The following is a 9,629-nucleotide window of genomic DNA, read 5'->3' on the forward strand; positions in this document are numbered from 1 at the left end:
GAAAGCTTTTTAACCATTCATATTTGGCATTACCATAGGCTTCTATTGCCACCCATCCGTCGGCACCGCTAATGATAGCTAGAATCGCAATCGCTATAATATCTTTGAGTAAGTGTTCTTTACTTCTTTCTATTCTGGGGTCTTTCAAATTGGCAAAATGCTCTAAAAAACTGGCATTTAAAATATTCATTGAATGCCATGAATCTGTTTGTTTTTGTTGGGAAATTACAGCTTTACTAAAACCTCTTGCCATTGGTAGCACCCATAAACTACAACAAACTACATTGAAATTTAGTCGGATTTAACTGTAGCATATTTTGGGTTCCAGTTAAGATGCGTTTACCCTGGTATTCCTGACTCAACAGCAAGACAAAACTCTCTTACAACTGAGAACTGCTGCTGTACCACAAAAAGTCAAAGATAGAGCAGAAGTAATTAGATTAAATGCACATGGCTGGTACGTTGAAAAAATAGCTGCTCATTTTAACTGGACTCCACAAACAGTGAGAGAGGTTTTACATAAATGGTCGAATCTAGGCATGGAAGGGCTTTGGGAGTTGCCTGGTCGAGGGGCAAAGCCAACGTGGAAAGAGGAAGATATAGAGTTTTTAAAAGAATGCCTCAAAAACGAATCACGTACATATAACAGTCTTCAATTAGTCCCGAAATTAGAAAAAGAACGTTCTGTCAAACTAAGTGCCGATCGATTAAGAAGGATACTAAAAAAAAAAGGTTTATTTGGAAACGAGCCAGAAAAAGTCACAAAGGAAAACAAGACCCCCTAGTACAAGAAACGAAGCAATCTGACTTAGATATGTTGCAATTAGAGGCAGCAGCGGGAGGAATTGACTTAAAGTATTTAGATGAATCAGGTTTTTGTGCGTGGAGTGAACCAGGCTATACTTATTACCAAATAGGTGAGCAAAAACGGTTAGAACAAACGAAACGGCGTGGTCGTAGACTAAGTATTATCGGACTTCTTCAACAGGGAATCAGTTTTATTTATGGTTTAGTAATTGGGGGTGTTGATCGAAAAGCTTATATCAAAATGATGGAGCGAGAAGCCCAGGAAGCTGCTGAAATTGGACGACCGAGAGTAATTGTACAAGACAACGGCCCAATACACCGATGCAAAGAAGTCCAAGAGTTATGGCCGCATTGGGAAAAGCAAGGTTTATATATCTTCTTTTTACCCAAGTATTGTTCGGAAATGAACCCCATTGAATTGGAGTGGCAACACATTAAGAAAGATGAGTTGGCAGGACAAATGTTTGATGATGAGTTAGAACTCGCCTACGCCGTAATTCATGGAGTAGAAGCTAGAGGACAAAGGGGAAATTACACCACGCAACGTCTTAAGTTTAACTCCAATCAGGCAACTTAATGTTTTGTTACATAGATTGGTTTTTTCCCGCCTATCTACTTAATGGTTCTATCCCTTCTAGCCGTAGGAAATATACGCGACCAGATGCGTCGCCTGCAACAATTGCTACTCCATCGGTGCAACAACGCAACAGGCGATTGGGCGTAAGCGTGTTTATTCATGCCTACATCAGTTTGATTTTGAGGCAAAACGAGGACAACTAGCCACAAGTCACTGAAACCGGACAATTTTGTGTGGTTTTTTATTGACTGTCAAAATTAGCAGCTACCCTCCGAGCGTCGGCGAATCAGTTCGCCTATCCGCTCACGCACTACGGCATCCTCAGAGGCTAGCCAAGCGGTAATGGTGGCGACACCGTACCGAGTCCCCGGCGCACCCCAGCCAAACATCTGTGTAATCAGGGTTTGAAGCTGTTGTGGGTAGTATTCGGGCCACCAAACAGTCGCAATTTCTCGCAATTTTTCGGCATCGGCGGGGGCGATTAATTCCGGCTCTGGCGCGGGTTGCAAGGATTCTGGTTCTTGCGGATTGTCGGTAAGTGCCAGAGGCGGAGCCGATAGCGCAGAGAATGTCGTCCGCTCCGATTCGGTTAAAGCGGCCCAAACTTTCTCACGGTTTGCAGATCCCCTGGCACAGACATCTTTGAGAATTGGCAGAATGTCGGCCACTGCCCGTCGTGCAGCTTCGGGGTCGGGTTCTGCCGTTGCCACACGAATCATCTCTACCAGGTTGAGCTCATTTTCGTTGAGTTCTGCGGAATTCGGTGACGGATTCGGTGACGGATTCGGTGACGGGTCACAATCGGCTACTGGCAAGGGTTCGGGCGATGGTGACGGATTCACCGATACCTCATTATCTGCATTGCTGATAACACTCTCGTTGACCTCGACGGGAGCTTTTTTTATTTCTGTTTGTATTTCGACATTTTCTTCCCCTTGAGATAAGGGTTTATCCGTCACCGAAGCTGTAATCGTCTCTGAGTAAAGGTTCTGACCCGTCACCGGAACCGTCACCGACCCGTCACCGCATCCGTCACCAGCTTTGCAGCGCAATTGCAATTCGTAATCGTAGGTCGGGATATGCTCGTCTGCTTTGGTTCGGAGACGCAAACCTTTGATGATTTTGCCTATCTTGGTATGCGCTTTTTCTATCTGCCATCCGAGGATTGTGCTGGCGCATTCAATTAGATTGGGGCTGAAGTTCTTCACCGCCTGCGGTTTGTGGCCCTGGTCTGCACAGTATTGGTGGTAAGCCTGATAAAGCGTACCTTCAGCATTAGGGGAATCCCCTATGCTGGTTTGAGCGAATGGGTCTAATATCAATTTGTCATTGAGGAAGCCGGCCACACTATCCTCCCGAATCTTGCTCTCCCAGAATTGGGCCCCAATCTCAGGAATATCCATCACACCACGCAAGGTATTCTCCACCCAAGCATCATCAAGTGAGAGCAGGTAATTGGTAAAAGCTGCCAGTTCTGGCAGGAATTCCTTGTCCAAATCCCGACGGGTTCCGACGGCAGCGCTAAAAGGCACAGAGATTGTACGGCGGGCCATGCCACTGCCTGAATCAGCGCCGAAAATAGGGAACTCTGAGGCGACAACAACCATGCCTTCAAACTTGAATTTAAAAGGTTTCTGACCCTTCTCTTCAGCCCGCAGCCAATCCCCGCCCGTCACCTGTTTGAACTTGCCTAGCGACCGCGTTCCTCGGTTTTCATCTGGGAATATTAGCAGCCGTTTACAGTAAGCTTGGGCTGCTTCAAAGCGATTGTTGCACCAATCATCTAAAGTGCTGCTGTGCGTATTTTCTATTCCAATTAGCGCTACTAACAACCGAATAAATGTACCCTTTCCACTGCCTCCGATACCGATTAAGTGCAAAAACTTTTGGACTTCCGCTCGGCCTTTAAGAACAGCAGCAGCAAAGGCTAACAGAAGATTCTGCACATGAATGTTGCCGTGTGTGGCAAAGTCTAGCCATTGTCTGATTTTTCCCCACTCAGTATCGACAACTGAGTGCGGGCGTGGCAACGCCCATGTGAATTTGTAGCCGGGGGAGTGGGGATATAATTTGCCCGTAGCAATCTCTAAAGCTCCATTCTGAAAGGGAAGTAAGCCAGCTTTCGACTTCCATTTCCGCTCTATTAATTCATGTCGCAGGAAACGTTTTACCGAGCTGACGTAAGTTGGCGGTAGGTTTGTTAAGCCCTTAGATTTGATGATGTGGTAGATAATAGATTCAACGTATTCATCCGTTTCTGGACTCCAAATACCCGTTGTATCGGCTTCGTAGTGATACCAGCAAAGCACTTCATTGTTGAAGGCAAGCTTATCTCGATAATCCTCTGCTATCTCTCTCGACATCGCATCAGCGCTAGGGAATTTGCTTTTCTTTTCGCCATCGGCATCACCCTCTTTCTCACCAAATAGCTTGGCTTTGGTGAGGATTGCTCGGAATTCTTCAATTCCTTTGTTCTGAATAAAATCATCCATTCCCTTAAATTCACCCTTCGGGCCAGCTTCCCAGCACCCAGTAATTGAGCGTACTGGTACTTTAAATTTAGCGAATTGCTTGGCCAATTTCTTCTCGGCTGCACGGACATTTGGATTTGTGGCCGCATCAGCATCAAAGCCAATAATAAAACCAAAACCAGCTTCTGCAAGCCTTCTCAGTGCGGCTACTAGGAATCGCTGATTTTCGGGGTCGCGGGCTTTACCTGTGAGGCCTTGCTCTACTCCCAGCAAGGAAATCGTAGGGATACCATTCGAGCACCCAGCAAGGGCTTTGAATACTCCCTCAGTAATCAGGATGTAGGGTACATCATTGATATAGAAAGCTTCTCGCTTTAGGGCTTCAATCTCCCAGTAGAGCGGGTTGTCGGGGGATGGGGGGAGGAAAGCGTCAAATTCTCCGCTTGGGGAAAGGTATTTCGGGGGTTCCTTTTTACCTCGCTTCGGCTCCCGGATATCGGGTCGGTATTGTACTTGCCCATCTTTCCCCATAAATAGGATGCCCGGTGATTTTACTGAATACCCCAAATAATGTGAAGCTTGGGCGATGCTGGCACTGTGGCCGCAGGCGCGGACCCAATCATTGAGTAAGCCTCTACCTGAGATGTGGGCTTCGTGGTCGGCGGTGAGGGATTTTTTGTCAATGCTGCATAGCGTTCCTAATCCCTTCAAATCCGGCGTGGATTGCGCGGTATCAAGTCCTTGGCTTTCTTGTGTAGATTGTGTGGTACTCATTACACCGCACCCCCGATCACAGCTTCAAAATCAACAGCAGAAAATTCCCGGTTAGTTGTCGTATTTAGCGGGGAATATAGTGAAATTGAGTTACAGCGTAGGTTTGAAGACTTTTTGAAGCTATGAAAGCTATGGGTAGTGTCAGATTTCGGGGAACCTGCGATCGTACCGCTACAGCTAGCCAGCAAGTTAGCACGAAGGCTAGCATTAACCGCCACGTCGCCAATGGGGAGCGTGTTTCTTGAAACCAGGTGTGACATAATATTGGTAAGAGCCGCCCTTTATTGCGGTGTGATTCCTAACTTTGTCTGCACAAAAGCTTGCCGGTTTTTAGAGACAAAGTTAGGGTGTATAAAAAATCGTCGTAAAAAGCGCTGGAAAGCTTACGCTGCCAGCGCTTCTTCGTCGAGTTCGTGCGAATTAGTGCCGTTCTCTCCGTTTTCTGCTAGCAACTGGCAATGTTTTTCGGCGTGCCGAATGTAAAGTTTTAAAGCTTCAGTGATGAAGCCAGAGCGAGACTGGGAAAAATATTCGGCATAGGTATCGCAGTTGGCGACAACTTCTGGTTGCAGCCAAACAGCAACTTGTACTTTGTTTTCCGAATAGAGCATACGGTTTGCCTCAATAATCGATCAGCAAGTAAATAGATTCTAGCACCTGAAAGTCAGTTGCGATCGAACCGTGTTATTTGGGCAGCAAAACAGGTGCAAACCTTACTGCCTCGATCGTCCAGCTCCCCAAAAGAACTTGTAAGAGTTCTTGCATAAACAGTTTGGACCGTGAAGAGAGGACGAACAAATATCAGTTATTCGCAAACGCAAAGATGGTTCGGAAATTTGAGTAAAAGTACGGGGCAACCGATGGTTAGCAAGCAATTTTGACTTATTTACGACTTTACGCAAAGTGGTAAATTTTACGCAAAAAAACGGCAGCTTGAACTATTAAAAACAAATAAATTCCAATAAATTCAAGTAAATTCAAGCCGATCGCCCGCAACTCCCCGCAACTCTCCGCACCGCCGATCGTCCGCGCCGCCACAACTCCCCACGGGCGATCGATCCAGTCTCTAGTTCGGTTCGGTTAGTGGCAAGCCAGCGCGAAAAATCTGTTCGGCTGTCAACTTCAGTTGTGGGAAAGTTAGCGACCCAATCAGGTCATCTCCCCGAAACTGGCTGATTTGATACTCGCCGTCAACCAACTGGTAAACCGAGAGAGTGGGTTGTTTGGGATTGCCAACGAACCGCCGGCCACCTTTTGCAGCATAGTCAACAACCCAATATTCCGGGATACCAAATTTTTCATAATCGGCAAACTTGAAATGGTAATCATCCTGCCAATTAGTGCTAACGACCTCTACAGCAAGCCGTACAGAAGACCCCATCGTGATGATAGATTCTCTATCCCAGCGCGGTTCGTTTGCGAGAGCCACTTGGTCTTTGACAATTACGTCGGGCTGATAACCTGCCTCATCACGAATGGGTTTAAGCAGACAGTCACCGGGGATAAAGTAAGGCAATTTCAGTCGCCTGATTTCTGCACTGATTTCATCCCTGGTAAAACCTGTAACACGGGAATGGGGGCCAGTTCCTAAAGGCATTTCGACAATTACTCCTTTGTGTAGCTCGTAGCGGCGGACTGAGTTCTCTGGATACCAGGCCGCGAACTCGTCAAATGTGACTGTCTTGGTTTGGGTTTGGATCATGGTTGCCTGTTTCCTTTGCTAGACATTTGCTAGATACTTGCTAGATAGTTGCTAAATAGTTGCTAAATAGTTGCTAGACATCAACTAGCACCTTTACTGACCTTACCCCGCTTGGCTTTCGCTGCTGTCGCTGGCTTGGGTGCTGTGGGCTCCGGTTCTGTTGGCTGCGGTTCGGATGTGCGATCGGGAGTTTATACCAAGCTTTGTTAAGAAGCCGATCGCCCGCACCGCCCCAACTTCTCCACGCTTGATCGGCAGCCGCTTCAGTTTTGCCCGCCGCCGTTGCCCCGATTGCGGAGTTGGTTGTTGAGGTACTGCCAGATGTCGCGAATTTCTGTCTGAATGATTCGCATTTGCTCTCGCCATTCGTTGTTCTGCTGGGAAATCAGCCTCAGCGCTTCTTGATGGCTCCCGATTGCTGAAACCAGACCGTCAAAACGTTGAGCCAGTCGGTCAACGCGATCGGTCAGTTGGTCAATCCGCTCGGTCAGTCGATCTATGGCTGTCGCATTGGCAAGAGTTTGAACTTCCAACCGCCCGATCGCTTCGCTGTTGGCAGAAGTCTGAGCTTCCAGCCTGGTCAGAGCCTCGGTGTTTGCCTGCTGCTGCACTGCGGTGGCGGCAAGGATTGCTTCTATTCGGTCTAATCGATCGGAACTGTTCATTTACTTCTTTGTAATAAAGGTCAAGGAATGGCGGTCGGTATGGTTTGGGTTGAATTGTGAGAATTTAATGCTAGAGGGTTACTAGACATTAACTAGCGCCTTTACTTGCCTTACCCCGCTTAGCTTTCGCTGCTGTTGCTGGCTTTGCTGCGATCGGCTCCGGTTCTGTGGGCTGGGGGTCTGCGGGGCGATCGGCAGCATCTGCTAAGTCAGCCTCGGTATTTTTTAAAGAATGCCGCTTGCGGTACTCTGCAATCGCTTCTCCTAAAAGGATTGCTGCCATCTGGCTTTTGGTACGCATTTCGCGGTTAGCTATCTCATCTAAAGCTTCCCAAGTTTCATCGGGAATTACAGCATTTAGTTTTCTACTCATTAGTTCATATTCAATATCTCTCCTTCCATCATGCTATGTTCTGTCACCTTCTGTTTTGATTGTACTATGTGCAACCATGATGTGATGTGCTATGATGGCAAACATCAGAATCGATTCCAAATCGATTCTGAATTGATTCTCCCAAAGCAGGCGAAACTATGGAACTTAAAAACCAGGCTGTGATTGACGTAGAGGTTACAGAAATCGATTCCTCTCTCAGAGAATCGATTGAACGTTGGTACTCAGCGGCGCAAGTGCAGCGCATCCTTAATTTGAATAAGTCTGGGTTGCAGAAGGCGATTGCCAAGCTACAAGATATCTACGGCATTGAGCTTAAAGCCTTACGGCGTGGGGGTGCGCGGGCCACTCAATACTCTGAGCTTGCCCTGAAAGCTTGCAAACTACTGAATGCTGGAAAACTCAGCGAACTCCGCAAGCTGGTAGAAGCCACACCGACCGCACCTTCTGCGACCCCAGCCGGAGCATTGACAATCAACGAATACACCCCAGCATTGGATCAACGCATCACTCAACTTGGTCAAAATGCTGCAACTACCTCGGCATCCTTGAATCAGTCGGTTATGCAAGTTCTGGCTCAAATTGCCTCAGAGAATGAAGCGGCACAAAAACGTGATTCTGACTTAAACAAAGCCCGAATCAACGCAGCACAGAACCGGGGCGCAGCACAAGGCTTGGCAATCTTTCAGGCCGAACAAAAGGCACAAAACGAAGTCCTGGCACAGTTGCGGGCGATGCAATTAGGAGGGGCGGAATAATGGCTTATTTCAAAGTGAAAGTCAGCCGCGAGTGTAACGCAACGCGAACCTTTAACGTTGTGGGAAACCGCCCACAGGAAGCTATACAGGCTGCTGCATTACAGTTGCGAGATGAAGGTGTAGCGGATGCTGTAGCGATTGCAGTAGTTGGTCAAATTAGTAGTTTGAGGGATTAAAAATGGTACGGATTATTAACGGTGTGGTGTTTGAAGACGGTAAACCCGGCAAACGGGTTATTAACACGAACGGTGGTAACTATGTCGAGAAAATCGAGGGTGATTTTATCGCTGGCACAGTTATCAACCATAAGCCAACACCAACACCAACACGCCAGGACTTATCTAAAAATGGCGATGCAATTGACGTGAAATCTGAGGAGGTTTAGGCGATGCTTGATGATGACAAAGACTTCGACAAAAACGTGACACCGCTGATGATTGGCGGTGCGTTATTGACCAACGCTCTTGTCTTTGCGGTCGGCTACGACACAGGCTATCAGTCTGGAGCAAAACGAGTCCCGGAGCCGACAATCATTCACGGCAACGTCACGATTAACAACAACAACAGCAACAATTTCAGCCAGCCGTCACCCGTCGAAAAGTAGGCGGCTGGCTTTGTAAACCTCTCCTAGCTTGCGCTGGGAGAGTTCTATCTAAGGAGATTGTACTATGGATTTTGGACGCAACGATACCAGCAGCATTGCTATCCGCAACCCCGCAGCGGGACACAGCCCATACATTGACGAAAAAGCGGGAGATTGGGCCGATACAGAAGCGGACATCCTCTCTTACTTCAATAGTCCGGACAGTTTTTAATCACTAACGGCAGAATGCGAGTTTCAGCCTTCTCAGGGAGGTCAAATGCTAACGGTAGAATGAGGGTTTCAGCCTCTGTCTCAAAAACTGTCCGGAGTATTGTTACTTGAGCGATGTTAATAAGTTGGAGGCGATGGCAGATAAAGCTTCCAACGCCGAACAACTCGCTCTAGTTCTGGAACCGTTTTTGGACAACGCTACGACCTATCTGGAGGCGCTGGAAAAAATCAGTGACGGTCAAGTCAGGTGGACAGAAATTAGGAAGAAATTCGGCTCCAAAGTCGGAAATGCCATCGCTAAAATCCGCAAGCTCAATGCGGAATTTGGCTCGGAGATGGAGCAACTAGACGCGAAAGACCGAGCAGCGATGCTGAAGATTGAAACCAAGCGTCAGCACGGACTAGCCGAGATTGCTTCTGAGCTCACAGGCGACTTACAGGCCGAGCTTTGGCGACACGAGAACAAGATGGCCTCCATCGCAAATCGGGGTGAGGTGGCGGAAAAGCGTCAGACCATCCAAGAATCGCTCCGAGAACGCCGACAGAAGCTGCTCAGTCGCGCAACAGTCGGCTCGGATAAAGGGATTCAGGAAAAAGTGCCAGTGACTATTGGATCTGCCAGCAACAACAGCGCCAGCGTGTCGGCAACTGGTTCGCCTAGAGGATTTGG

Annotated in this window: 14 protein-coding genes; 8 read left to right on the forward strand and 6 right to left on the reverse strand. The window is 47.7% G+C overall.

The window, feature by feature from the left end:
* Positions 1-190 (reverse strand): transposase family protein (locus QUB35_RS37380; RefSeq protein WP_333147920.1); only part of this gene is annotated, 190 nt, incomplete at its 3' end.
* 154 nt (positions 191-344) lie between these two features.
* Here QUB35_RS37380 and QUB35_RS37385 point away from each other — a divergent pair.
* A protein-coding gene (locus QUB35_RS37385) for an IS630 family transposase (protein WP_333147923.1) occupies positions 345-1,384 on the forward strand; the annotation gives its coding sequence in 2 pieces (ribosomal slippage) (positions 345-722 and positions 725-1,384; 1,038 coding nt in all).
* Between the two features lie 257 nt (positions 1,385-1,641).
* Here QUB35_RS37385 and QUB35_RS37390 read toward each other — a convergent pair.
* A complete protein-coding gene (locus QUB35_RS37390; RefSeq protein ID WP_333147898.1) occupies positions 1,642-4,629 on the reverse strand; it encodes a phage/plasmid primase, P4 family in 2,988 nt (995 codons plus the stop codon).
* Positions 4,630-4,751: 122 nt separating this feature from the next.
* Here QUB35_RS37390 and QUB35_RS37395 point away from each other — a divergent pair, with 122 nt between their 5' ends.
* The gene (locus QUB35_RS37395; RefSeq protein ID WP_333147899.1) at positions 4,752-4,874 is read left to right on the forward strand and encodes a hypothetical protein; all 123 of its coding nucleotides are present in this window, start codon (positions 4,752-4,754) and stop codon (positions 4,872-4,874) included.
* Positions 4,875-5,012: 138 nt separating this feature from the next.
* On the opposite strand, the gene QUB35_RS37400 is transcribed toward QUB35_RS37395, so the two are convergent.
* From QUB35_RS37400 to QUB35_RS37415, 4 genes are all read right to left on the reverse strand, one after another.
* Positions 5,013-5,240: a hypothetical protein gene (locus QUB35_RS37400; protein WP_333147902.1), complete on the reverse strand. Its 228-nt coding sequence runs from the start codon at positions 5,238-5,240 to the stop codon at positions 5,013-5,015.
* A gap of 455 nt (positions 5,241-5,695) precedes the next feature.
* Positions 5,696-6,331 (reverse strand): Uma2 family endonuclease, encoded by a 636-nt coding sequence (locus tag QUB35_RS37405; protein ID WP_333147904.1) that lies wholly within the window; start codon positions 6,329-6,331, stop codon positions 5,696-5,698.
* Between the two features lie 263 nt (positions 6,332-6,594).
* Entirely contained in the window at positions 6,595-6,996 is a 402-nt protein-coding gene (locus QUB35_RS37410; protein ID WP_333147906.1) for a hypothetical protein, read from the reverse strand.
* 88 nt (positions 6,997-7,084) lie between these two features.
* Positions 7,085-7,369, reverse strand: coding sequence for a ribbon-helix-helix domain-containing protein (locus QUB35_RS37415; protein ID WP_333147908.1), 285 nt, complete (start codon positions 7,367-7,369; stop codon positions 7,085-7,087).
* A gap of 158 nt (positions 7,370-7,527) precedes the next feature.
* Here QUB35_RS37415 and QUB35_RS37420 point away from each other — a divergent pair, with 158 nt between their 5' ends.
* From QUB35_RS37420 to QUB35_RS37445, 6 genes are all read left to right on the forward strand, one after another.
* Positions 7,528-8,145: a hypothetical protein gene (locus tag QUB35_RS37420; RefSeq protein WP_194011286.1), complete on the forward strand. Its 618-nt coding sequence runs from the start codon at positions 7,528-7,530 to the stop codon at positions 8,143-8,145.
* On the forward strand, positions 8,145-8,321 hold the full coding sequence (locus tag QUB35_RS37425) for a hypothetical protein (RefSeq protein WP_333147911.1): 177 nt from the start codon (positions 8,145-8,147) through the stop codon (positions 8,319-8,321). Before QUB35_RS37420 ends, QUB35_RS37425 begins: the two co-directional genes overlap by 1 nt.
* A gap of 2 nt (positions 8,322-8,323) precedes the next feature.
* Positions 8,324-8,530 (forward strand): hypothetical protein, encoded by a 207-nt coding sequence (locus QUB35_RS37430; protein WP_333147913.1) that lies wholly within the window; start codon positions 8,324-8,326, stop codon positions 8,528-8,530.
* Between the two features lie 3 nt (positions 8,531-8,533).
* Positions 8,534-8,749: a hypothetical protein gene (locus QUB35_RS37435; RefSeq protein WP_333147915.1), complete on the forward strand. Its 216-nt coding sequence runs from the start codon at positions 8,534-8,536 to the stop codon at positions 8,747-8,749.
* 64 nt (positions 8,750-8,813) lie between these two features.
* Positions 8,814-8,960, forward strand: a complete 147-nt coding sequence (locus QUB35_RS37440; protein WP_333147917.1) for a hypothetical protein — start codon at positions 8,814-8,816, stop codon at positions 8,958-8,960.
* A 106-nt stretch (positions 8,961-9,066) separates the two neighbouring features.
* Positions 9,067-9,629 (forward strand): hypothetical protein (locus tag QUB35_RS37445; protein ID WP_333147919.1); only part of this gene is annotated, 563 nt, incomplete at its 3' end.

Origin of the sequence: Microcoleus sp. B13-B6, assembly GCF_036705405.1 — a bacterium.
Classification (GTDB): Bacteria; Cyanobacteriota; Cyanobacteriia; order Cyanobacteriales; family Microcoleaceae; genus Microcoleus.

What these genes read in the sequence shown, in the direction of transcription:
- QUB35_RS37405 (WP_333147904.1), bottom strand. Translation starts at nt 6,331, where the DNA reads ATGATCCAAACCCAAACCAAGACAGTCACATTTGACGAGTTCGCGGCC.
- QUB35_RS37420 (WP_194011286.1), top strand. Translation starts at nt 7,528, where the DNA reads ATGGAACTTAAAAACCAGGCTGTGATTGACGTAGAGGTTACAGAAATC.
- QUB35_RS37390 (WP_333147898.1), bottom strand. Translation starts at nt 4,629, where the DNA reads ATGAGTACCACACAATCTACACAAGAAAGCCAAGGACTTGATACCGCG.
- QUB35_RS37395 (WP_333147899.1), top strand. Translation starts at nt 4,752, where the DNA reads ATGAAAGCTATGGGTAGTGTCAGATTTCGGGGAACCTGCGATCGTACC.
- QUB35_RS37415 (WP_333147908.1), bottom strand. Translation starts at nt 7,369, where the DNA reads ATGAGTAGAAAACTAAATGCTGTAATTCCCGATGAAACTTGGGAAGCT.
- QUB35_RS37410 (WP_333147906.1), bottom strand. Translation starts at nt 6,996, where the DNA reads ATGAACAGTTCCGATCGATTAGACCGAATAGAAGCAATCCTTGCCGCC.
- QUB35_RS37435 (WP_333147915.1), top strand. Translation starts at nt 8,534, where the DNA reads ATGCTTGATGATGACAAAGACTTCGACAAAAACGTGACACCGCTGATG.
- QUB35_RS37430 (WP_333147913.1), top strand. Translation starts at nt 8,324, where the DNA reads ATGGTACGGATTATTAACGGTGTGGTGTTTGAAGACGGTAAACCCGGC.
- QUB35_RS37440 (WP_333147917.1), top strand. Translation starts at nt 8,814, where the DNA reads ATGGATTTTGGACGCAACGATACCAGCAGCATTGCTATCCGCAACCCC.
- QUB35_RS37400 (WP_333147902.1), bottom strand. Translation starts at nt 5,240, where the DNA reads ATGCTCTATTCGGAAAACAAAGTACAAGTTGCTGTTTGGCTGCAACCA.
- QUB35_RS37425 (WP_333147911.1), top strand. Translation starts at nt 8,145, where the DNA reads ATGGCTTATTTCAAAGTGAAAGTCAGCCGCGAGTGTAACGCAACGCGA.